General features: G+C 57.5%; 13 protein-coding genes and 4 tRNA genes. All 17 read right to left on the reverse strand.

Annotation, left to right across the window (positions count from 1 at the left end; all coding sequences use genetic code 11):
- Positions 1-77, reverse strand: a tRNA-Met gene (locus tag KQ940_RS01765).
- 24 nt (positions 78-101) lie between these two features.
- Positions 102-176, reverse strand: a tRNA-Gln gene (locus tag KQ940_RS01770).
- Between the two features lie 23 nt (positions 177-199).
- Positions 200-276, reverse strand: a tRNA-Met gene (locus tag KQ940_RS01775).
- Positions 277-380: 104 nt separating this feature from the next.
- Complete coding sequence (ychF, locus tag KQ940_RS01780; RefSeq protein WP_217411074.1) at positions 381-1,472, reverse strand: redox-regulated ATPase YchF; 1,092 nt, start codon at positions 1,470-1,472, stop codon at positions 381-383.
- A gap of 22 nt (positions 1,473-1,494) precedes the next feature.
- Positions 1,495-2,091: an aminoacyl-tRNA hydrolase gene (pth, locus tag KQ940_RS01785; RefSeq protein WP_217411076.1), complete on the reverse strand. Its 597-nt coding sequence runs from the start codon at positions 2,089-2,091 to the stop codon at positions 1,495-1,497.
- 22 nt (positions 2,092-2,113) lie between these two features.
- On the reverse strand, positions 2,114-2,704 hold the full coding sequence (locus KQ940_RS01790) for a 50S ribosomal protein L25/general stress protein Ctc (RefSeq protein ID WP_217411078.1): 591 nt from the start codon (positions 2,702-2,704) through the stop codon (positions 2,114-2,116).
- 118 nt (positions 2,705-2,822) lie between these two features.
- Positions 2,823-3,764 (reverse strand): ribose-phosphate pyrophosphokinase, encoded by a 942-nt coding sequence (locus KQ940_RS01795; RefSeq protein ID WP_217411309.1) that lies wholly within the window; start codon positions 3,762-3,764, stop codon positions 2,823-2,825.
- A gap of 75 nt (positions 3,765-3,839) precedes the next feature.
- A tRNA-Gln gene (locus KQ940_RS01800) sits at positions 3,840-3,914 on the reverse strand.
- An 83-nt stretch (positions 3,915-3,997) separates the two neighbouring features.
- The gene (locus KQ940_RS01805; protein ID WP_217411080.1) at positions 3,998-5,350 is read right to left on the reverse strand and encodes an HlyD family type I secretion periplasmic adaptor subunit; all 1,353 of its coding nucleotides are present in this window, start codon (positions 5,348-5,350) and stop codon (positions 3,998-4,000) included.
- Between the two features lie 14 nt (positions 5,351-5,364).
- A complete protein-coding gene (locus KQ940_RS01810; protein ID WP_217411082.1) occupies positions 5,365-5,847 on the reverse strand; it encodes a toxin-activating lysine-acyltransferase in 483 nt (160 codons plus the stop codon).
- 54 nt (positions 5,848-5,901) lie between these two features.
- Positions 5,902-15,027 (reverse strand): cadherin-like domain-containing protein, encoded by a 9,126-nt coding sequence (locus KQ940_RS01815; RefSeq protein ID WP_217411084.1) that lies wholly within the window; start codon positions 15,025-15,027, stop codon positions 5,902-5,904.
- 4 nt (positions 15,028-15,031) lie between these two features.
- Complete coding sequence (locus tag KQ940_RS01820; protein ID WP_217411086.1) at positions 15,032-16,234, reverse strand: hypothetical protein; 1,203 nt, start codon at positions 16,232-16,234, stop codon at positions 15,032-15,034.
- Positions 16,235-16,377: 143 nt separating this feature from the next.
- Positions 16,378-17,256, reverse strand: coding sequence for a hypothetical protein (locus KQ940_RS01825; protein WP_217411088.1), 879 nt, complete (start codon positions 17,254-17,256; stop codon positions 16,378-16,380).
- A 32-nt stretch (positions 17,257-17,288) separates the two neighbouring features.
- Positions 17,289-17,774 carry a GNAT family N-acetyltransferase gene (locus KQ940_RS01830; RefSeq protein ID WP_217411090.1) on the reverse strand — a complete coding sequence of 162 codons (486 nt, stop codon included), beginning with the start codon at positions 17,772-17,774 and terminating at the stop codon, positions 17,289-17,291.
- Positions 17,771-19,969 carry a peptidase domain-containing ABC transporter gene (locus KQ940_RS01835; protein ID WP_217411092.1) on the reverse strand — a complete coding sequence of 733 codons (2,199 nt, stop codon included), beginning with the start codon at positions 19,967-19,969 and terminating at the stop codon, positions 17,771-17,773. Before KQ940_RS01835 ends, KQ940_RS01830 begins: the two co-directional genes overlap by 4 nt.
- Positions 19,970-20,191: 222 nt before the next feature.
- On the reverse strand, positions 20,192-20,758 hold the full coding sequence (lolB, locus tag KQ940_RS01840) for a lipoprotein insertase outer membrane protein LolB (RefSeq protein ID WP_217411094.1): 567 nt from the start codon (positions 20,756-20,758) through the stop codon (positions 20,192-20,194).
- Positions 20,758-22,479, reverse strand: coding sequence for a tetratricopeptide repeat protein (locus KQ940_RS01845; RefSeq protein ID WP_217411096.1), 1,722 nt, complete (start codon positions 22,477-22,479; stop codon positions 20,758-20,760). Before KQ940_RS01845 ends, lolB begins: the two co-directional genes overlap by 1 nt.
- Between the last annotated feature and the right edge of the window lie 74 nt (positions 22,480-22,553).

The following is a 22,553-nucleotide window of genomic DNA, read 5'->3' on the forward strand; positions in this document are numbered from 1 at the left end:
TGGTGGCAATAGCGGGACTCGAACCTGCGACCCACGCATTATGAATGCGTTGCTCTAACCAACTGAGCTATATTGCCACATTTTGAATGTCTGAATCGTGATGGCAGGGGTAGCAGGATTCGAACCTGCGCATGACGGGATCAAAACCCGTTGCCTTACCGCTTGGCGATACCCCTGCAACAGTTCCAAAGCGTTTTAATGGTGGCAATAGCGGGACTCGAACCTGCGACCCACGCATTATGAATGCGTTGCTCTAACCAACTGAGCTATATTGCCACGCTTCAGAGGCGCGCATTATTCTCTGTTTACCTTTTGCTGTCAACAGCTTGAAGGGAAAAATAAAGCCCGCCGTGAGAGGCGGGCTTATCCGGGAGCGGGCGTCAGACGTTGAAGCGGAAGTGCACCACGTCGCCGTCCTTGACGATGTACTCCTTGCCCTCCAGGCGCCACTTGCCTGCATCCTTGGCGCCCTGTTCGCCCTTGTAGGCGATGAAGTCGTCGTAGGCGATCACTTCGGCGCGGATGAAGCCCTTCTCGAAATCGGAGTGGATCACGCCCGCGGCCTGGGGCGCGGTGGCACCGACCTTGACCGTCCAGGCGCGCACCTCTTTCACCCCGGCGGTGAAGTAGGTCTGCAGGCCGAGCAGCTTGTAACCGGCGCGGATCACGCGATCCAGGCCCGGCTCCTCCATCCCCATCTCGTCGAGGAACATCGATTTTTCGTCGTCCTCGAGTTCGGCGATCTCGGCTTCCAGCTTGTTGCAGACCGGTACTACGCTGGCATCTTCGCCGGCGGCGAACTCTCTGACCTTATCCAGCCAGGGGTTGTTCTCGAAACCGTCCTCGGCCACGTTGGCGATATACATGGTCGGCTTGGTGGTCAGCAGGTGGAAGCTGCGCACCAGTTTCTGTTCGCTGTCGTCCAGCTCCATGCCGCGTACGGGCAGGCCCTCGGACAGGCGGGGGATCAGCTTCTCGAGCAGGTTCTTGGCCGCGACGGCCTCCTTGTCGCCGCCCTTGGCGGTGCGCTGGACGCGCTGCAGCTGTTTCTCGCAGGATTCCAGATCCGCCAGCGCCAGCTCCAGGTTGATCGTCTCGATATCCTCGATCGGATGGATGCGGTTGGCGACGTGGATGACGTTGTCATCTTCGAAGCAGCGCACCACATGGGCGATGGCATCGGTTTCACGGATATTGGCGAGGAACTTGTTGCCCAGCCCTTCACCCTTGGATGCACCGGCCACAAGCCCGGCGATATCGACGAACTCCATGGTGGTGGGCAGTACCCGCTCCGGTTTGACGATCTCGGCCAGGGCGTCCAGACGCGGGTCCGGCATCGGCACGATTCCGGAGTTGGGCTCGATGGTGCAGAACGGGAAGTTCTCCGCCGCGATGCCCGATTTGGTCAGTGCATTGAACAGGGTGGACTTACCGACGTTGGGCAGGCCGACGATGCCGCATTTGAATCCCATGATGAAAATCCTGTCTAGGGCCCTATTGGGCACCGGCGTTAAAACTATGCAGATGGTTCATGGCACGTGGCCAGTCACCCTTGATCGCCAGTGGCAGCTGGCGGAGCGCTTCATCGATTGCCGCCTGGGTCAGTTCGCGCTCCTTCGGCGAGGCCTTGCTCAGCACGAAGTTGGAGACCTGGCTGGCGTGTCCGGGATGGCCGATACCAAGGCGCAGACGGTAGAAGTCGCGGTTGTTGCCGAGCTGGCTGATGATGCTGCGCAGGCCGTTATGTCCGCCATGACCGCCGCCCTTTTTCAGGCGCGCCGTGCCCGGTGCGATATCGAGCTCGTCATGTGCCACCAGAATGGCCGTGGCCGGGATCTTGAAGAAGTTGGCGAGCGCGGCAACGGCTTGGCCGCTCAGGTTCATGAAGGTGGTGGGTATCAGCAGGTGTACCGGCTGACCTTCAATCAGAATCTTGCCGTACAGACCGTGATAACGCTTGTCGGTCTGCAGGGTGGTGTGCTGGTGGGCAGCAAGCTGCTCCACCAGCTCGGCGCCGGCATTGTGGCGGGTGTGCTCGTATTGGGCCCCGGGGTTGCCGAGGCCGACGATCAGCTGTATCCGATCCTGCATGCCGGTGCCTTAGCGGCAGCTATTACTTGCCGGCTTTGGCGCCACGCGGAGCGTAGCAGTAGCCAACGCCCTGGTCGTGGTCTTCACCGCGACGCAGCGCAACGACCTCAACACCTTCCGGCAGGGTGATGTCGGACAAGTGAGCGATCTGGCCCATTTCGATCTTGGACAGATCCACTTCCAGTGCTTCCGGCAGGTCCTTCGGCAGGCAGAGGATCTCAACGGTAGCCGCTTCAGCGGCAAACTTGGCGGAGGCCTTGGATGCAGCGGACTTTTCGAAGTTAACGAACTTCAGCGGTACCTGGATCTTGATCTTCTTGCTTTCGTCCAGACGCTGGAAGTCAGCGTGCAGAACGACCGGCTTGGCCGGGTGGCGCTGCAGATCCTTGATGAACACGGAAGTTTCCTTGCCATCCAACTTCAGGGTCAGCTTGGAGGAGTAGAAAGTGTCGTCCTGCAGAGCCTTGGCCAGCTCATTTGCGGAGATGGCGATAGCAACCGGGGTTTCGCTACCGTAGACGATGCCCGGCACTTTGCCTTCACGACGCAGGCGGCGGCTCGCACCTTTCCCCTGATCGTTACGGGCTTCGGCGTTAATTACGAAAGTACTCATTGTAGTTACCTTATATAGTTCAAAAGCTGCAGACCCCCGCGACCAGGAGTGTGCAGCATTTTTATCCCTTTCGGGGCATGTTGCCGACCGTTGTCGGCGCGTTCAGCGCATGTTGCCGTTATCGGAACATGGCGCTGATCGATTCTTCGTTGCAGACGCGGCGTACCGCCTCTGCCAGCATCGGTGCCAGGGTCAACTGGCGAATCTTGTCACACTTCTGCGCCGCTTCGGAGAGCGGAATGGTGTCGGCCACGACCAGTTCGTCCAGCTCCGAGTTGCTGATGTTGCTGATCGCAGGTCCCGACAGCACCGGGTGGGTGACATAGGAGATCACGCGGGCAGCCCCTTTGTCCTTCAGTGCCTTGGCGGCCTTGCACAGGGTGCCGGCGGTGTCGCACATATCGTCGACCAGGATGCAGGTACGCCCGGCAACATCGCCGATGATGTTCATCACCTGGGCTTCGTTGGCGCGCTCGCGACGCTTGTCGATGATCGCCAGGTCGCAGTCGAGCTGTTTGGCCACGGCGCGGGCACGGACTACGCCGCCCACGTCAGGGGATACCACGATGGGGTCGTCGTAACCCTGGTCCATGATATCGTCGAGCAGAACCGGCGAGCCGTAAACGTTGTCCACCGGGATATCGAAGAAGCCCTGGATCTGGTCGGCGTGCAGATCGACGGTCAGGACGCGGTCGATGCCGACGTTGGAGATCATGCTGGCCACGACTTTGGCGCTGATCGGTACGCGGGCGGAACGCGGACGGCGATCCTGGCGGGCGTAGCCGAAGTAGGGGATGACCGCGGTGATACGGGTGGCGGAAGCGCGGCGCATCGCATCGGCGAAGACGATCAGCTCCATCAGGTTGTCATTGGTCGGTGCGCAGGTGGACTGGATGATGAACACATCCTTGCCGCGCACGTTCTCCTGAATTTCGACGCTGACTTCGCCGTCGCTGAAACGGGCGACGTTCGCTTTCCCCATCGGGATATCCAGCCGCTCAACCACTTTCTGAGCCAGTGCAGGGTTAGCATTGCCGGTGAAAACCATCATTTTAGACACGGCGAGTACCTTCTCGATTGCATCAGGGTTGGCGGATGAGGTCGCTGAAAGGGAGTCAGTCATCGATACTTTATTTGGCAGGGGTAGTAGGATTCGAACCTACGCATACTGGAATCAGAATCCAGTGCCTTACCGCTTGGCGATACCCCTGTATCCATGGGTGGCGAACCACCAATCCAAGAAGGCGCGTATTTTCGATAAACAGGCCGCGAAAATCAACCCCTATGAATGGATTAACGTTCCTTACCCGCTTCTAGCCAGACTTTTCTTATTGGTGAAAGCAGGTATTCCATTACAGTTCTGTATCCCAGATGTATGTCAGCGCTGAGCTGCATGCCGGGAGTGAGTTCCAACTGACCGCCTGTCGTCGTTAAATTTTGGGAGTTTAGCCGTATCAGCGCCTTATAGCCTGAAGTTCCGGCACCCACATTCGTAGAGTCTGTTGAATTGCCACCCAGATCCACTGAATCCGCGCCAATATTCACGAGGGTTCCAGTGATCATTCCATATTTTTGGAAAGGATAAGCTGCAAGTTTGAGTTTGACCTCCTGTCCTTCATGCACGAATCCTACATCCTCGTTTTTGATATAGACCTCCGCCTGAAGCGACTCATCATGGGGGACGAGCGTCACGAGTACGGTGCCGGGGGACACGACAGTGCCAATCGTATGGGTAGCCATATCCTTTATGATGCCCTTTTGAGGTGACTTCAGTGCAAGGAACTCCGACTTGTGCTCCAACTTTTGGAGCTCTTCCCTGAGACGGTTGAACTGTGACTCGGCGTCCACCCGTTCGTCTTGCAGATTGCTGCGATAGCTTGATGTAAGACGATCAAGTCTTCGCTCACCGGCAAGGACGGTCGACTCCAGACTGGCGACGCTCGCTTTCTGGGCTTTCAGTTCCTGCTGCTTCTCCAATAACTCGCGCTTTTTATCCTCGACTGCCAATTCACTGTAGTAGCCCTTTTGGGCTAACTGATCGAACGCAAGAACATTGCGTTTATAAACAGGAAGCGTTTCTTCGAGCCGGTACAGTATCTCCTGTGCCGCCTTTAGGTCGTGGTATGCTTTTTCGAGAGCGGCATTCTCCGTAGCGACCGTATCCAGGTACGCCTGCTTATGGGCTTGAAGCTGGCGAGCGATCTGATCGTAAAGGTCTTTGGAATCCCCCGGTTTCAGGACCATCTCTTTACCAGATAACTCCGCATCGATTCGTCGCAGCTGTAGCTGTTTAAGCTCGAACTCCAGGCGTAGCCATCGTTCATCAGCGTTGGCTAAAGACGGGTCCATGCGTATCAGCACTTGCCCCGCGTCCACGGTTTGTCCCTCGTGTACCAGTATTTCACGCACGATGCCGGAATCGGCAGGCTGAACGATCTTCACATATGTTTCAGGTACGAGACGACCTTCTGCCGAGGCCACTACATCGAGCTGCCCGAAGAGAGACCATACAAGCAGAATTCCGAATAGAGTCGCCACACTGTAAAGAATGGTACGTGGCATTTTGGGAGGCGGACTATCCTGTATGACCAAAAGACCGGGGGAAAACTCGAGTATGTCACGTGACAATTTCTTTGCAGTGGCCATGAAAGGAATCCTTTTCAGCAAGACGCTTTCATTTCACTGGCCGGCCAGTCGTGTACCACTACAGCCCCGGCTTTTGACGGGTCGGGCAGCAGAGCACTGACCGGGAGGCCGGGGAAGATGTTTTCCCGCAACTCTTTTATGGTCTCCTCGAGTTGTCCGAAGGGTGCTACTGCGTCAATGATCCATACGTGTTCACCGCAGTTCCATTCGTGAGGGGCGAGTTTGGCATGGGACGTGCGCAGACGTGAGTCTATCTGGTCATTGACTCGCGCCCAGGTGAAAAAGGCGTAGGGCAGTTCCTCTTTGGTATACAAGCGACACTGATCGAGAACGACCGGAGGTAGTAATACCCAATCGATATCTCCCATGAACAGATACTTCTTCATTGGGTCGCGTGCATACAACCACAGGGCCGGCCCCAGAATCGGCAGTTTGGAGAGTGCGCCGCGGGCATCGTTTAATGCGGCCAGGGCTGCATCCGCGTTCTTATCTGTCATTTCATACTCCTTAAATATTAATTTTGCCTTTGCAAAGCCGGTCGGTTCAATTTTTTACCCAATCCGGAAAGCCTGCAGGCTGTCGTTGAATTGGCGACCTACGGTTTGTGCAGTGCTGCCGTATATAGGGTTACTGAGTACTTTTTGGGTCGCTCCGGCGGACAGGGTGATAGCACCGTCCTCGGCATAGTCCATTGCCAGTTCTCCACCTATAACGACGTTGGTACTGTTTTCCAGATGGGCATCGAGCAGACCGTTCATCAATGACCAAGAGGTTGTCGACGTTGTCCCGGACTGCGCTGTATCGAAGTGCTCAACCAAGTTTTGGAAATCGAAAAGTTCGACAGATGTCGTTTTGTTCGATCCATTGTCTGGATTGGTATCGATAACCTGAAGGGTACGAATACTTTGGTGGGCAGTATCCTGATACCAGTCTTTAAAGGTGATCCCATTCTTATTGCCGATCTCTAATAGCAGGTCTGGTCCGATGTGACGGAAGGCGAGATCTTCCACTTGAATGCCACCGCCCAACGAGAGTGTGTTTGTCGCATCGGCAGAAGAGAGTACGGTATCGCGACCATCGCCCAAATTGAAGGCGATAACGTTAGAGCCGCCGCCGGCCTGAATCGTATCGTTATGGCTACCGCCGGCAATAAAGTCGGCGCCGGAACCGGCCTCAACGAGATCGTCCTGGGAGCCGCCCAATAAGATGTTATTCCCTTCAGAGCTGCGTAGAACGTCCCGACCGTTGTAACCAAACAGTATGTTGTCACCGCAGCCACCGTCCAGAACGTCGTCGCCGGTGCTGCCCAGAAATACGTCGTTTCCACCTTCCCCGTATGCCTGGTCACCGCCGGATCCCGCATAAATTATGTCATGTCCCGTTCCGGAGTATACGGTGTTGCCTCTCGGACCTGCGTAGATGACATCATCATTCCTCCCGGTCACGATCTCAGTGTCGTGTGCCGTTCCTATATGAACGACGGTCTTGATCAACAGATCGTCGAAAGCGGCTTGGCTATCGTCAGCGAATATGAACCTCTCGATGGGTGAGATATAACGGCCCTGATCGTCCATGCCGATAACGAGGTCGAAACCCTGATCGGGTTGCTCACAACCGCATTCGTCCAGTACCCGGATATGCGCGGTATATACACCGTTCTCCTGTGTGACCCTCAAGGCTACATTATCGAGGTTAAGCCCCTCCCCGAATCGAACGGTATCGGTACCTTCAATATCTTCGATTCGGTCAAGTCCGTTGTTTAGATTGATGATGTAGGTGTCATCGCCTAGTCCTCCGTTGAGTAGATCGTCTCCGGCACCGCCGTCGAGTCGATCATCACCGCCGTTGCCGATCAGGGTGTCGTTGCCGTCCAGGCCCAACAGGGTGTTGGCGGCATCGTTACCGGTCAGGGTGTTGTCGAGCGCATTGCCGGTGCCGTCGATGGCGGCCGAACCGGTCAGGATCAGGTGCTCCACCTGCTCAGGCAGCACATAGCTGATGCTGGAGTAGATGGTGTCGATCCCTTCGTTAGCATTCTCGATGACCTTGTCGTCGGCGTTGTCGACGATATAGATATCGTTGCCGGCACCGCCGGTCATGATATCGGCACCGCTTCCTCCATCGAGAGTATCGTCACCGCCGTTGCCGATCAGGGTATCGTTGCCGGCCAGGCCCTTCAGGGTGTTGGCACCGCCGTTACCCACCAGAGTGTTGTCGAGGGTGTTGCCGGTGGCATCGATATCGTCGCTGCCGAGCAGCTCAATACGTTCCACGTTGTCCGGTGCGGTATAGCTGATAGAGGAGTGGACGGTATCGATGCCCTCGTCGGTGGCTTCGATCACCTGGTCACCGATCTCGTCGACGTAGTAAAGGTCATCGCCGGTTCCGCCGGTCATGATATCGGCGCCGCGACCGCCATCGAGAGTATCGTCACCGCCGTTGCCGATCAGGGTGTCGTTGCCGGCCAGGCCCTTCAGGGTGTTGGCACCGCCGTTACCCACTAGTGTGTTGTCGAGGGTGTTGCCGGTGGCATCGATATCGTCGCTGCCGAGCAGCTCGATACGTTCCACGTTGTCCGGTGCGGTATAGCTGATAGAGGAGTGGACGGTATCGATGCCCTCGTCGGTGGCTTCGATCACCTGGTCACCGATCTCGTCGACGTAGTAAAGGTCATCGCCGGTTCCGCCGAGCATGATATCGGCGCCGCTGCCGCCGTCGAGAAGGTCGTCACCGCCGTTGCCGATCAGGGTGTCGTTGCCGGCCAGGCCCCGTAGAGTGTTGGCGGCAGCGTTGCCGGTCAGGGAGTTGTCGAGCGCGTTACCGGTGCCATCGGTAGCAGCTGAGCCGGTCAGGATCATGTGCTCCACCTGCTCAGGCAGCACATAGCTGATGCTGGAGTAGATGGTGTCGATCCCTTCGCTGGCGTTCTCGACGACCGTATCGCCGGCATTGTCGACGACATAGGTATCGTCACCGGCACCGCCGGCTAATGTATCCGCGCCATGGCCACCATCGAGTCTATTGGATCCGCTATTACCGATCAGCAGGTTCGCAGCGTTGTTGCCGGTGCCGTCGATGTTGGTTGTGCCAGTAAGACGTAGATTTTCCAGATTCTCTCCTAGTGTCCAGGAGAGGCTTGAAACTACTGTATCGTTCCCTTCATTTGCGAACTCGATGATATTGTCGGCTTGATCGTCCACCACATAGGTATCGTTACCCAGACCACCGAACATTCGGTCGGCGCCTGCTCCGCCATCCAACAGGTTACTCCCGTTGTTACCGGTCAAGATGTTGTTCATTGAGTTTCCGGTGCCTGAGAGGGCGGCGGAGCCCATGAGCATCAAGTCTTCGACATTGTCGCCAAGGGTGTATGAGGCTTCGGCAAGAACGGTGTCATGCCCTTCATTAACCAGTTCTACAACGACGTCATTGGTGTTATCCACGACGTAGGTATCATTACCTGTTCCACCGACCAGTATGTCAACACCGGCCCCACCATCAAGTCTGTCATCACCGGCATATCCGTAGAGGAGGTTGTCGGCCAGATTGCCCCGGATAATGTTGCCGTGCATATTGCCTTTGGCAGTTGTGGCCACGAGAGAACCATCGGGGTTAGAGTCATTTTCCGTATTGCTCAGGAACAGGTTTTCGAAATTCTCGCTGAGGACGTAGTTGTCCAGGTTGGTGATAACTGTGTCATTGCCCTCGTCTGCAAGTTCGGTGATCTTATCCTCCTGGTTATCGACCAGATAGGTATCGTTTCCTGGCCCGCCGATCATCTCGTCCGCGCCGGAGCCGCCATCCAGTCGGTCGTTACCGGCGCCACCGTTGAGGTAGTCGTCATCGTCCATGCCGAGCAGTTCGTCATTGCCGTCGCCACCGAATAGCGCGTCGCGACCGGATTCGCCGAATATCCGGTCGTCACCCTCATCGCCTGAAAGGACGTCATTCCCCCAGCCGCCGGAGATCAGGTCGTTGCCTGCACCACCGAATACCAGGTCGTTGCCGCCTTCGGCAAAGAGTGCGTCATGCCCGTCGCCGCCGAAGACTATATCGCTGCCAAGCCCCGCATGAATCGTGTCATTACCATCGCCGCCAAAAACCAGATCATTGTCAGCGCCGGAATAAACCTGATCGTTGCCATCGCCCGCATCGATAATATCGTTTCCGCCGTCTTCGAGAATTACGTCATCGCCTGCAAAGGCGTTGACTATGTTGTTACCGCTCTTTCCTAGAATCAGGTCGTCCTGTTCAGTACCGTTTATCTCCTCGCCGCTCGGTGAAAAAGGGGAAGTCGATGCGGTTTTGACAGAGCCGTCTGCTTGCGGTATCTGAACCTCGTTGCTGAACGCGAGGGTGACATCGGCGATATCCAGTGGGCTGCCATCGGTCAGACTCATCGAACCGATACCGTGTACCGTCTGGCCATCGATGATCTGGAACTGACCGTCGCTGGTCAGCTCGACGGCGGTCACGCCCAGATCGGACAGTGAACGCAGTTCGCCTTCATCGGTGATGCCGTTCTGGTTGGCATCCTGCCAAATACCGAATTGCGCCCACTTCTCGTCGTCGGCGTCGAAGCGGCCGTCGCCGTTGCTGTCGAAGGCAGCAAGCCCCTCCAGATCGGTTTGTGCGTTATCGTCATAACCTGCGAAGCTGATCTCCTCCGATTTGTCGATCAGGCCGTCACCTTCTACGTCGTAAACCAGCAGGCCATCGTCCTTACCTACCCAAGCGGTACGATTCTTCCAACCGTCGCCGTTTACGTCGAAGAACACGTTGGAGTCATCTAAGTCCACAAATGAGAAACCGTCCCCGTTCAAATCCACGGCTATTGGTTTCCCTCCTCCACCGGATGGGGTCGATGGAATATAAGGACCGTAGTGTGCTACCGAGATCGACTCGATCGTGCTTGCGCCATGGGGATCTGTGATTCTTACCTGGAATACATCTTGAGTTGGATAAACAGCATACTTGGGCAAGTTGGATGCAGTATAGAATTTACCGCTCTGGAAGACCGCATATTGGCCATTTATAACACTGTAGTTACTTGGCGTATCAGGTGAACGCCAGCCCGTATATTTAAACGTGCCATCTGGATTTACGTTGACGCTACCGTACTGAGGTGCGTTGACTAGTTCATAGGTAAGCGTGGATGCGTCATCATCCGGGTCCGCCCCGGTTATTCGACCTGCACCACTTTCATCATATGCGATTCTCGTGGTGTGATAGTCTATGTACCACTTGCCTGCCGGTGGGTTAAGGGTAACGTATGAGTCTCCGGATTCAGGTGGGTGCACAATACCATATGGACTATAGATTGGATTCCCTCCACCATAATAGAACTTGGTGCCCGACTCCGAGTAGTCGTATTTTATATCCGTATATCCATAAACCGACCGCATCGTGTGATCCACATGATCCAGCGTCGGCGCATCGTTAACACCCTGTATCACCACATCGACCGTTGCAGTGCCCTCCTGACCGTTTTCGGCACTGACGACATAGTCAAAGCCGGCATCGTCACCAGAATAGTCTGTTTTCGGCGTGAAGTGCACAAAGCCATTGGTGTCGATAAAGCCGGTGCCGTGGCGGAAATTAGTGAGCCCGGTAATGTTCAGGTCGCGACCGAGAACCCCGCCAAGTGTATCGTTGGCCAGCAGGTCAGCGGTGCTGACGATGACTTCCACATCCTCGTAACCGGTTACCCCATCCCGGTTGGCTTCGACCTCCGCCTTGTCGTCGATGCGGGTGACCAGCAGTGACAGATGACCTTCGCTGCTCTCCTGAATCAGAATCCCCTCAGGTACGACGGAGACGCGGGTGCCCTCCTTGTCGGCCTCCTGGTCAGGGCTGCCCAGCTGTTTCTTAATACCATCCTGGGTGAAAGTGCTCATCGAGTAGTTGAGTTCGGAGATACCGATATCATCGAGCCCGACCGTCTCGCCTTCATCCTGCATACCGTTCTGGTCCAGGTCGCGCCAGAGTTTGAGCTCATCCCAGACTGGATCGGCGCTGGTGAGCTTGCCGTCGTAATTGGCATCCACCCATGCCATGCCAGCTAGTCCTCGGCGGGAACGGTCAACAGCAGCGTTGCTGAACATCTCCTTGCCGCTATCGGTCTGGCCGTTGTAGTTGCGGTCCAGCGTCAGGAAAGCATCGTCGCTGCCGAGCCAGCCTGTGTGCTTGAGGTAGCCGGAGTCGTCCACGTCGAAGTGGATTGCTGAGTCGTCGCGGTCGATGGTCTCGATTCCGTCGCCATCCAGGTCCAGCATCACCGGGCGGAATATCTGGGTATCGCCCTCGACCGGTGCGGCGAGCTTGCCGTCGCGCCCGGCGCGGGCCTCCTCGGTGAGGCCCGCCTTGGGGTCACCTGCCACGGCTTGCATCCTGGCGGTCTGCACCTCCCACTGCGGCGCGATCGCGCCGTGCTCCAGTGCGGAGTAGATCATCCCCTCGACGATGGACTGGTAGGATTCGTCACTGCCTGGTTCGGCATTGTAGGGGTTGCCGTCGGTATCGAAGCGTAGAGCCGGGTGTTGTTCCTCGCCGGTGAGCGGGTCGATATCGGTATAGCGGTAACCGGACATATCGTAGCCCACCGTGGGCATACGGTTGGGGATAATGCCCAATTGACTGCCGGGGTTGGCCTGACGTTGCTGTTCGATCAGCGCGTTCAGCGTGGCGAGGGTGCTCTGCATCACGCCGGTGACGGCCTCTTCACCGCCGGTTTCGCCCGCAGCTCGTATTTTGATGCCGGTGCCATCCCAGACGAACTGACCTGAACCCCAGGGGTCGGGGATATCTTCGCTGTTGAAGATCGAGTCGACGATGGTATAGACGGCGTAGGCCCAGCCGACAGCAGGAACCGCGATGCTGATGGCCGCCACGGCAGCTCCGACTTCGTCACCATGGGCGAGGCTGTTAATAATGCTCAGGTAAGGCAGGGCGTCACTAATTGCGCCAATCGCTTCTGTTGCTGCACCGAACGTATTAGTACTGCTGAGAGCAGCGCCCAAGCTTTTTTGCCCCACGAAATTGGCATAAGCCGTTGCACCGAAGGTGATTGCCTGTGCGCCGGCCGTCACCGCAGCTAGAGTGTCGCCGCGCTTTAGAGCTGCATCCAGACTCATCAGGCTTAGAATGCCGCTGCCGACGTTGGCGGCGCCGGAGAGGTTGTAGTCGACGAGTTTTTGTCCCTGGACAGCGTCTATGGGGTTCTCATTGTAGACGGTGTTAACCAGATCATTGGTCAGTCGTAAACCAGAGACTGTTATCGGTAACGGTTCCCCGGACTGGATAGCTTTGACCAGGGATAGTGCGTCCAAAATAGCCGGACCATAGTGGTCGATGGCATCTGTAACCTCTTTGTATACGCTGGGGTGATCCTGCTCATACTGCTCGATTGCGTAGGCACTTTGTTCGAGCGTTGCCTCGCTGTTTGAGTCCGATCCAATATGAATAAAGTCTTTCGCGTCGAGGTCTGCGGCATTCAACTGGTCAATGAGCGCCGCTTGGTCGGAGATAGAACTTCCGTTGAGTTCGACAACCTCGGCCAACTCTATTGTCGAGCTGGAATCGCCGGCATACTTCAGTACGATATGGTTGCCGCCGATATCGGCGGAGACGGTCTGGGTTATTTGTCCGTCGAGCTGTGTTGTTTCGATTGTAGCGGTTAGCTGATTCCGGTAGTTATAGACTTCTACTCTGTCGATTTGGGTCAGTTGGCCGTTCTCCCGAAGGATTTGCGAGTTGGTTTCCTTGATTCGCCCGGTCATGCTGTTCGGGCCATATCCTGTACGTTCGGTCACTACCGACCACGAACCATCCCCATTGCTTTGGGCGACTTTGATTTCTTGCTCGGTTATAACTGTCGCAGTTGAACCATCTGCGTTGGTTATTTCCTGAGTTTTGTATCGTCTCAGGACCTCGCTGCCATCCGTGATCTCCCCCAACTTCAACTGTTCGAGAATATAGCCGTCGCCACCGCCGACGAGCGTAAGGACCGGTGTGCCTTCCAGCAGAGAGGTGTATTCGTATTTGCCGCCACCTTCCCACCCCGGGACATCCAGCGTAGCGTGCGAAATCGATGCTGCCTCGCCGTTTATCATAACGCCACACTCGTCGCTACCCGGCGGCGGTGGCATGTATTGGATCTCCAGATTTTGTTGAGTGATCGATCTTTGTTGCAGGACAATACCGCCTAGATCACCGGCTTTGATAACGGTATTGGGGAGAACTGCCCCAAGGGTCTGCGTGCCATATGTGAGAGTGGCGTAAGGGCTATCGGCCTGCCATGTAACGGTAAAGCCGGCCGGGGATGTACAGACTTCAGTCGTTCCCGTGATAGAGGACTTCCATATGCCGCCATCCGGGGTGAGAACCTGATAACGGGTCATGATTTCATTGGTGTCTTTGACCACGGTGGTCAGGTTGCCCGCGGGGTCGTAGGTCTGGAAGGATGTCCTCTGTAGGCCCGTGTGAACCGGATCGAAGCCGAGCGCTGCCAACTGCTCGTTCGATACCTGGTCAGACGTCAGATGAGCCAGGTTGGCAATGCCGAGCTCGGCAATCACCGTTTCCAGCCAGGCGATGGGGTTGGCGATCAACAGCATCTTGGAGATCACTTCTACACCTGCGCCGATAGCGGTTCCCGCCTCTTCGCCGAGGTAGCGCGAGGCGATGTCGCTGACCAGCTTCGCTGTATCGCCTGGCGGGCTCAGTGCCGCACCGACCAGCAGCGCCACGCCCATACGGGCGGCGCTCTCGGTACTGTCCATCTGCCCGTTGCTGCCGATGAGGGCGACGGCCGCGCCGATCTGCTGAAGATCGGCGGTATCCAGCGTCTGCTGTGGAGAGGCGGTCAGGCCAGCGAAGTCGGAGTCGATCTTCTCCAGCGAGTCCCAGAATCCGAGGGTGATGCGGTGCAGGTAGCCGACATCGCCCTGGCCATCGGTGGGCAGGTAGTAGATATCGGTGTTGCTGCCCACCATGGCGCCGCCCACCATATTGATCGCTTCGCCCTGGGTGGTGTAGTGGTATGACGCAATCTGTTGTATTTCCGGGTTGTTGGGGTCGAACCCCGGCGTGGCCGTGAGCAACTGATCGGTGATGCCGGGCGAGGCAAAGGTGACCAGGGCGGTGTTATCCAGAGAGTGGACGTAAAGTGGGTTTTGAATCTGTGTTTGCTGATTCGTTTCAGGGTTTGTGACGGTGATGTATTCCGATTTCCTCGCCTCCGTAAAGCCCACCGCGGCGAATTGCGCCAGCGCACCGCCGAGCGACTGGCCGCCGAAATAGATTCGGGTATCGGCGTCTACGACGCCACCTAGGGTGATGAAAAACTCCTTTGCATTATTGTTCCACTGGTTGTACCCGGTATAGAGCATATCCGCCGCATAGTCCTGCAGATTGATACCGTCGGTACCGACCGGGATGGCGAGCACCTCGTTGGTGTCGAAGTTTTTGTAAAAGGCCGCCCGGAACCCGGTAGTGGGATCGCTTACTGTATCGACGACCACGAAACCGGACGGTGTAGTGTAGGGCTGTACCGTCGTGCCGCCAAAATTGTTGATCGGTGCTAGCGGTACGCCCTGCCACACCGGGCCGTAGGTCTGGTCGGCAGCGGTCAATACCAGTTTGGCCAGGCGGTTTAACTCGTCGTTGGTCAGTTCCATGGCTCTACTTTCCCTTGCAGACGTCGATCATTTGGATGGTGTAGGGCGAGCGGTATTTGGTCAGTACGCCCTTGCCGTGTTTGAAGGCTACCTTGCAACCGGATGGCGAGATGGCGATGCCTCGATTGCGGAGCCCTTTGAAAAGTGTTTCGGTGTTGCCTATGTACCAGTCGGCGAGACGTACCCAGTTATCGCCACGTATCAGATAGAGCCCGCTTTCGCCTGGGTTATGTTCGATGGCAGCGCGCGTACTGCCTACCAGCAGACCGCGACGGGTTAGCGCTATAGTGGCTGCTTCGTTGCGGCGCGAATAGCGTGCTGGAATCGGTATCCATTGCAGCGTGCCATCGGGATGCAGCAGGGGTACCCGGTCAGGTTTAGGGGGGATATGGAGTCCGTTGGCTGTAAACTGATCCAGTATGTAAACGCCGGCCCACTCCTCCCACCACACCCCATCCATTTCGATAGGCAGCAGCGGCAGATCCTTGCGCGCACCGTCCGGCCGGATCAGCACCACGGGATCCTTGCGATCCATAAGTGCCTGCTTGCGTGAGCCTGTATCGAGGAAGCCGTCCTGTTCACGAAGTTCGAAAACCACATGATCGGCCGGGGCTACTGTCTTTGGTGGACCATCGTAAATCTGGCAGGTATGCATATCTTGGTGCTTGATCGGGTCGCCCTCTCTCCAACCCCTTGTTACGTGAAAGTTGTTGAGTGAGCCCTTTTTAAGCCATGACATGGAGTCTTTGCCCTTGTACCAAATGGTGAACGCTCCACTATGCGAACACCACAACTGACCTTCTCCGAGGTCGGTGACTTTTTCAGTTAGGGTATTCCATACCACGACACGCCCCGGAGACTGCTTCCTGGCACCGAACGTCCCCTGCATGCGCGGCTCTCCCGGCGCCAGCGCCGAGAAGATCACCCGCTCCTCGTCGAGCCACTCCACGGCGGTATCGCCGTCGATACGCACCTCCACTCCGCTGTCCTTGACCGGAAAGGGGTAGTCATGGTCGGGGAAGGGGCCTGTAAACTTGAGGGCGCCGTCCTGTATTGGATGCGTATCGACAGGTGCGTTACCAACCTGCACCTGTTCCGGCGCGGAAACATCGGTGCTCACCGCCTCCGTCAACTGGGTGCTTTCGCAGCCCGCGGGAAGAAGGCATGCCGCTATAAGCGCATAGATGGATAACGGGGGCTTTTTCATGATGCTCTCCATCTGACGGTGGGTTTCATGGTTCTACTCTCCCTTGCAGACGTTGATCATCTTCTGAGGCCAGGTGGATGCGGTTGTCAGCAGATACCCGCGGGTACTGACTGTTCCTGGATTGATTGTCGAGATGTGTCCATTCACTGCCATGACTCTGTTCTTCTTTCCTTAGGCTTGGGTTCATAGCTTTTCATCAGGTCATATGGCTTGGGGTGATCCTTCTTCTCTTTCCAGATCGGGTAATGTTTATCGCGAATAGCGGCGATTTCGTCTTTTATCTCGGAAAACTGTTGCAGTGCCGCTTGGGATGGGGTCACAAGTTGCTTGGGTTCTGAAAGTAGCTCGCAGAAGCGACGGAAATCCCACCTATAGGAGTCGATATCCATGCTCTGCATGTAAGTCTCTATTTTTGTTTTTCGAGTTTTCCTGTCGGTATAGGATCCGCGTTCACTACCTGCCAGCCCTTCGCAAAACACCCTGTCGGGTCCGGATATCGCTATTTCATTGAATTGCGGTTTCAGCATGATGCCGTGGCGTGTCAGCACGATTTGTCTGATTTGGCCAGGCAATGTATCGAACTCGATAAAATCGACCAGTCTCACGAAACCGTCCGACAGGGTCGCAATGGTGTTGGCCGCTGGTGCTTCCACCAGCATCAGAGTCGTGCGACCGGGAGATGCCTGGAACTCTATCCAGGGGGCGCCGCTGATGTTTTTGAAGCTGTTGACCCAAGCATCGGGATTGTCGAACGCCAGGTTGCCGAGATAGCGGATATCGCCGGTTACATCGTAGATTGAAGCGCCGACGGGATATTGCGGTGCGCCAAGCAGGAAGTGGAATGCTTTTGCGCCATCTGTCTGATTGATGAGAATACCGAATTTCCCGATACGAACCTGTGCCTTGTCCGGAGGCAGCGCCGAAAACGAGGTGCTCACAGGTTCCGTTAATTGGATACTCTCGCAGCCTGCAAACAGAAGAAATGCCGCGATAAGAGCGCAAAGTGATAGAGGTTTTTTCATGTCCAGTGTTGCTCCATTTAATTAGTAGGCCGCTATCGCGGTGTGACCGGACCAAGCATCAAACTGTAATTACCCCCCGTCTGGCGAAACCCGAGCTTGCGCAGGAAACGGTCCATTTTCTGGATCTCGGCGCCACTGTTCACGCCTGCCGAGATCTCGAATGCGCCGCGGTTTTCCGCCCACTTGCGGAAAGCGGTCAGTAGCCGGAGTCCGGCGCCGCCCATGCGTCTTTCCGGCAGTACGTCGTAGTGGATGATGCTGGCGACCGGCTGGTCGGAGAAAAAGTGGCGCTCGATGCAGCCGATCAGGCCGCCCACCGGCTGGCCCTGGCTGTCTTCGGCGACGAAGAAGCAGTGGCTGCCCTTGCCGTTCTGGCCGATATCGATCACCGCCTTGAGGTTGTGCGCTACCCGCTCCGGGTTGTAGTCGTAGGCCGCAAAACGGGTCATGGCGTGGAAGACGCGGCACATCTCGACGAATGGGGCCACATCGTCCGGGGTGGCAAAACGTATTTTCATACCTCTCCTCCTGTGGCTTTGGGGGCAGCACTCTCGGCCCTGTCTCCGATGCGTATGACGTTGTCGACACGCAGGCTTTTCGGCAAGGCATGGGTGATAAAGAGCATGGTGACCTTGCCGTGCAGCTGGTTGACGGTGGCGGCAAAGTGCTCGGCTGTCTCTGGGTCGAGGGCGCTGGTGGCCTCGTCGAAGATGAGAATCTTGGGGCGCTTCATCAGCGCCCGGGCGATGGCCAGCCGCTGGCGCTGGCCGCCGGACAGCCCGCTGCCGCGTTCGCCGATCTCGGTCTGGTAGCCGTTGGGCAGTTGCTCGATCATGTCGTGAATCTCGGCCAGTTTGCAGGCGTGGACGATCTGCTCGAAGGTGGCATGGGGGTTGGCGGCCAGCAGGTTGTCGTAGAGGGTGCCGGAAAAAAGCACTGTTTCCTGGGGTACGACGCCGAAATTGTTGCGCAGCTCGTTGGCAGAGAGGTTCTGGATATCGATGCCGTCGATGCGGATTCGACCGTCGGTTGGGGAGTAGAACCCCTGCAGCAGCTTGGCAAAGGTGCTTTTGCCGCTGCCCGACGGACCCATGATCGCCAGCGTCTGGCCCGGCTTCACCTTCAGGTTGAAATCCGTATACAGGAGGGGAAATTGCGGGTTGTGGCGAAACGCCAGGCCTTCGATCTCGATCAACCCTTTGCCCTGTTTCATTCGTGAAGGCTGCACCGAGTAGGGCTCTACCGGCGCGTTCATGACATCCCCCAGCCGTTTCACGCTGAGGCTTGCCTGCTGGAACTGCTGCCAAAGACCGACCAGGCGCATCATCGGCTGGGAGAGCTTGCCGGCGAACATCTGAAACGCCACCAGCATGCCGATGCTGAACTCGGTGCCGGTCATGACCGTATAGGCGCCAACTACAAGTATCAGCAGGTTCATCAGCTGTTCGAGCGAGCCGGATACCGTGTTGTAGGTGTTGGATAGCTGTCGTGTCTTGAAGGTGGCGTGCAGATACTCGGCCAGATAGTCGGAGAAGCGCTGCTTCAACTGGGGTTCCATCTGCAGGCTTTTGACGGTTTCGATACCGGAGATGTACTCGGTCAGGAATGCCTGGTTGCGCGCACCGAGCAGGAACTGCTGGTTGAGCTGCGCCTGAAATATCGGCGCCACTACCAGACTGAGTAGAGCGATACAGGCCATGATCGCCAGTACGATAAACGTCAGTTTTGCGCTGTACCAGAACATGATGCCGACGAATATCAACAGGAACGGCAGGTCGAGTACCAGCGTTACCGCCGCGCTGGCAATGAACTCCCGGATCGTCTCAACCCCGTGCAGACGGGCGGAAATTACCCCGGTGGGACGGTGCTCGAAGTAACGTGGCGGCAGCTTGAACAGATGGTCGAACACCTCCGAGGCGAGCACGGCATCGACTCGATTACCGGTATGCAGAACCAGATACTGACGAACCCAGGTAAGCAGTGCTGAAAACACCATGAACACAGCCAAGCCGATGGCGATGACGATGAGCGTGCTCTCGGTGCGATGCACGACAACCTTGTCGATGATGGCTTGCGTGAATAGTGGCGTACCCAGCGCCAGTAATTGGATGACGAGCGAAGCCAGCAGCACTTCATGCCAGGTTTTCTTGTGCTTGAGCAGGGCTGGCAGGAACCAGCGAAAGCCGAATCCGCTCTGCTCCTGAGTCTGGTCCGGATCGGCAAGGGCGGGACGCTCCGGCGTTATCAGGAATACGATACCCAGGAAGGATTCGGAGAACTCATTTAGCGATTTTTCGACAGGTGTCTGCGCGCCGGCTTCGAAATATCGAAGAGAGTTGTCCGATTGGCCGGCGATCAGCGCGGGGAATGCCGTGAAACCGCTCTCTTCGCTCTCCTGCTCGTCATCCGGGCAGGAGCGAGAGGGTGGCGCCACCATTGCCAGACAGGGTGTCGGCATCTCGGCCAGTTTCGCTGCACTGCAGTCGACTCTCTTGATCTTCAGCCCCAGCGCACGCGCAGCCTTGATCAGGGTATCGGCGCCATATGGCGGCGGGAACTGTCGGAGCAGCAGTTCGGCATCGAAGGGGAGGCGGTTGAGCGCACAGAGGCTGCCCAGCGCCCACAGCAGATGGGAGGTATCAACTGTCCAATCGCTATCTGGTGCTTGCCGCCGTTCCTTGCACTCAGCGAGGCTACAATCCGCTTGCTGCATCATTTTGGATCGTCTTCTTCCTTGTATCCCGGACATGCCATGCCCGGTTCCTGTTGGGCGGTAGTCTTGGCGATATCGCTGTTAAGTGTCTCCAAAAAGAGACATATAGCGTTAATGGATATATTGTGTCAATAGAATGACGACATGCAACTGGCATGGTGTGGGTGCAACGAAGATTTCGAATGAGATCTAGAGGACGGCTGTGAGGCGAGCTTTAAGCAATTAATCCGTACGCTGCCAGTCCCGGATCACCAGGCGGATACGCAGGTCGTCGTAGCTGAACTCAAGGCGGGCCGGTAGCACCAGCAGGTCGCTGATCTGGGTCAGGCGCTGGATCTCGATACGCCAACCCAGCTGCTCGAATCCATCGGTCCCGGTCAGCGGGCTGAACGGGTAGTCCGGATCGGGTCGTCCCTGCACCCAGAAGCGCGCCTGGCTGACCGGCAGGTGCCAACCCAGGGCTTGTTGCATCACCCCTTCAGGCGTTGCTGCCCGGTAGGTCTCCGCTTCGCCGGAAACCTGCATGTTGACGCCATCGGGGCCGCCCTCGATCTGCATGCCACCCTGGCCGAGTGGGCCGCTAAGGCGGATCTCGAACTGCTCGCCCTGCTGTCGCCAGTCGATGCTGGCGCTGTCGGCGTGGGCTCCCTGACGAATACCGGCCTTGCCTTCGAACAACCAGTTCGGCCCCAGGCTGCCCTGCAACTGACCATCGATGGCGGGAGGTGGGGGTTGCAGGGTGCTGCAGGCGCTAAGCAAGAGGGCCGTCGCGAGCAGGAGCCAGCGCATCAGCGATCTGCTCCGAGCTTTTCGGCGACGGCATGCAGGCGCTCGTCATCCGGGTTGCTCTCCAGACTGCTGCGCAGCAGTTTCAGTGCTTCCTCGGTTTCGCCGCTGGCCCAGAGAACCTCGATCAGGTGGCTGGCGACCTCGGGATCGGCGAATGTGTCGTGGGCGCGGCGCAGGAAGTTAAGCGCTTCCGGCAGTCGACCAAGCTTGTACAGTACCCAACCCATGGAGTCGAGCACGGCGGCATCGTCCGGGTGCTGCTCCAGTGCCTGGGAGATCAGCGCGTGGGCACGGTCGTAGTCGTCGCTGTACAGGGTCAGTGAGTAGCCCAGCGCGTTGAGTATCATGCCGTTGTCCGGCTCCAGCCGGATTGCCGCTTCCAGATCGCTGAGCATGCGTTGTGGATCCCGCGGCTCGATCATCAGCGCGTGGCTGTAGAGCAGGCCCACGTTGTCCGGATGTTTGGCCAGGGCGTCCTCGATCAAACCCAGCGCGGCATCCAGCTGGTCCTGGCCATGCAGCCAGTCAGCCAGCATCAGGGTCAGTTCGATGCGCAGTTCCGGGTGGGCGGCGATCCCCCGGTCGATGATCTTGCGCACCTCTGCCTCCTGCTCCGGGCGGGGCAGCAGGCTGAGGGCTCTGTTGTAGGCCTGCTGCAGGTTAGGGCCTTCGGTGACTCTGAGGTAGTGCGACAGCGCGACTTCCGGCTCCCCGGCGTCCTCTTCGACGATTCCGAGGTAGAAATGCAGGTTGGAGTTGTTCGGGTTTCTCAGCAGCAGCGTATTCAGTAGTTGCCGACTGGCGTCATACTGCTTGTGGTCAAGCGCCAGCAGGGCGAAGTAGTAGTGCAGCTGGTCATCCTCGGGGTAGGCACTGGCCAGTTCCAGCATCGCCTTCAGTGCACGTTGGGGAGAGGATTCGATCTGAAGTTGGACGTACTGAATCTTCAGCGGTTTGGCATCGGGGTTGGCTTTGAGCGCCTGGACCACCAGACGCAGCGCCTGATCGGCATCGCCCCGGGCACGCAGTATCTCGATCTTCTGTTGCAGCAGGTCGGTCTGCCCGGGTTCCACTGCAAGCCCCAGGTCGATCAGGCTCAGTGCGCCCTGATCGTCGCCCATCCGCCGCTTGAGCAGGGCGCGGGTGAGCAGGAGCTCCAGCCGCTCCGGATCCTGCTCGGCGTATCTGGCCAGCAGGCTTTCGTACAGGCGTGCCGTCTCCACCGGCATCTGCTGGCTGTGGCCGCCGACCATCAGTACCGCTTCGGCGCTGCCGTCGTCGAGAATCTGCTCCAGTATCGGCAACGCCTCGTCGTAGCGCTGTTCGCTGATCAGGATATTGGCCAGGATATGCTTGGGCTCGGGGTTGTCGGGCTGGAGTTCAGCCCAGATCCCGGCGGCTTGCAACACCGCCTGGCTGTTGCGCAGGAACTGGGCGATGCGGGTTGCACGCTCGGCGATGGCGGGATCCTGGTTCATTAGGGCCTGGTGCAGGTAGTAGTCCAGTGCCTGGTCGAACTGCCGGCGCTGGCCGGCGATCTCCGCTGCCAGCAGCTCGAATACCGATTCTTCATTGAGTTCGCCCGGTTGGTACTGCACCGGCGCGTCTGACGTCGTCGTGGGCGCGGACTGGGGCGCTGAATCTGGTCCTTGGGTGGCCTGACCGGCACAACCGCTTAGCAGCAGGGCGCCGAACAGGAGGGCAAGCCCGGGTGTTCTCATCTTTGCTCTTATCCTGGAGACAAAAAGCCACTATAGATGAAGCGTGCCGGGTTTGTCATCGCCACGCCCGCAGC

The sequence above is a fragment of the Marinobacterium ramblicola genome (assembly GCF_019084545.1).
Taxonomy (GTDB): Bacteria; Pseudomonadota; Gammaproteobacteria; order Pseudomonadales; family Balneatricaceae; genus Marinobacterium_D; species Marinobacterium_D ramblicola.

Bases quoted from the DNA above. Each gene is read 5' to 3' on its own strand.
- ychF (WP_217411074.1), bottom strand. From the start codon at position 1,472: ATGGGATTCAAATGCGGCATCGTCGGCCTGCCCAACGTCGGTAAGTCC.
- pth (WP_217411076.1), bottom strand. From the start codon at position 2,091: ATGCAGGATCGGATACAGCTGATCGTCGGCCTCGGCAACCCCGGGGCC.
- KQ940_RS01790 (WP_217411078.1), bottom strand. From the start codon at position 2,704: ATGAGTACTTTCGTAATTAACGCCGAAGCCCGTAACGATCAGGGGAAA.
- KQ940_RS01805 (WP_217411080.1), bottom strand. From the start codon at position 5,350: ATGGCCACTGCAAAGAAATTGTCACGTGACATACTCGAGTTTTCCCCC.
- KQ940_RS01810 (WP_217411082.1), bottom strand. From the start codon at position 5,847: ATGACAGATAAGAACGCGGATGCAGCCCTGGCCGCATTAAACGATGCC.
- KQ940_RS01815 (WP_217411084.1), bottom strand. From the start codon at position 15,027: ATGGAACTGACCAACGACGAGTTAAACCGCCTGGCCAAACTGGTATTG.
- KQ940_RS01820 (WP_217411086.1), bottom strand. From the start codon at position 16,234: ATGAAAAAGCCCCCGTTATCCATCTATGCGCTTATAGCGGCATGCCTT.
- KQ940_RS01825 (WP_217411088.1), bottom strand. From the start codon at position 17,256: ATGAAAAAACCTCTATCACTTTGCGCTCTTATCGCGGCATTTCTTCTG.
- KQ940_RS01830 (WP_217411090.1), bottom strand. From the start codon at position 17,774: ATGAAAATACGTTTTGCCACCCCGGACGATGTGGCCCCATTCGTCGAG.
- KQ940_RS01835 (WP_217411092.1), bottom strand. From the start codon at position 19,969: ATGCAGCAAGCGGATTGTAGCCTCGCTGAGTGCAAGGAACGGCGGCAA.
- lolB (WP_217411094.1), bottom strand. From the start codon at position 20,758: ATGCGCTGGCTCCTGCTCGCGACGGCCCTCTTGCTTAGCGCCTGCAGC.
- KQ940_RS01845 (WP_217411096.1), bottom strand. From the start codon at position 22,479: ATGAGAACACCCGGGCTTGCCCTCCTGTTCGGCGCCCTGCTGCTAAGC.